Here is a 1,076-nt window from a genome sequence, read left to right as displayed (position 1 = left end):
AGCACGTTGAAGTTATCCTTGAAGCACCAGCACTACCTGGCGGGAAGACTCACCCACTCGTATCTGCGCTGCTTGAGCCTGTAAGTCATGGAATGTGGCCTTGGGTAATTCGATTAATCAATAGCACGCCCTCTTCGTCTTACGGGCAGATGTTCTTCGGCAAACTAAACCCACGAAAGAAAAAGTTATTACACAAGCTATTTACGGCAACAAAAGACCATCTCACTATTGTTCGTAACATTGAAAACTTATTCGCATGGATGGATAAAGCCGACTATTCAGCCTATGCACATCTGCGTCATGGAACATTCTTAATTCCTAAAGTAGATAGAATTCTCAATAGAAATCTGATGTTAAAGAGCGCTCTAAAAAGCCCAACATCTATCAGAGTGATCGAAACAGAAGCGTTAAGCCATTTTGTCACGCTAGATGATCGCAAATGGATTCCATCATTCGAGACCACGCCATCTGCTGAGCGAGCCGAACAGATCAAGCAAACCAAAAAGCAGCTCCGCATCGCTAATAGCTAGTCCCTACCCAGATCAAACCCCTTGCAACATTTGCGAGGGTGTTTACACTCTCGAAATCTTACATTTGTGCGAGTCAACATGTACCGAGAGCGTATAGCGGAAACACCAGCCAAAAGCCCTGAAGCTCTGCATCTAAAATCGTTGATGCTTACTTACCACGATTACCAATTAAATAGCTTGTCGCATCAAGGTAGTGCAATGAAGTGCCGTCTTGCAGAATGGCAAACTGAGCGATTGAAAGCGACTCACGCAGATTTATACGACAATTTTAACTTTCGCAGCGGCATCGACTTTCTGTTAGAGGAGTTATACGGCGCACACGATTTCTCTGCCCGAGATCGAGACTTAGAGCGTATCTTCCCCAAATTACTTAAGCTTCTGCCGAAGAATTTAATCAATACGGTGGCCAATTTAGTTGAATTGAATTTACTTACTCAGCAATTAGATGATCAACTCGTACAATATTTAATGAGCATAAATGCTAGCGATATCAACGAGAGTCTTTATGTAGAGGCCTATCAGAAAGCCTCCACCGCACAGCAACGG

General features: G+C 43.7%; 2 pseudogenes. Both read left to right on the top strand.

Annotated features, from left to right (window positions below):
- A pseudogene (locus tag A3739_RS30470) lies at nt 1–530 on the top strand (alpha/beta hydrolase); the annotation flags it as partial.
- Between the two features lie 78 nt (nt 531–608).
- Nucleotides 609–1,076, top strand: a pseudogene (locus tag A3739_RS26300) (hypothetical protein); the annotation flags it as partial.

Source organism: Oleiphilus sp. HI0067 (assembly GCF_001635735.1).
Note: the sequence above shows the minus strand (reverse complement) of the source record. Positions and strands in the feature narration are given on the sequence as shown.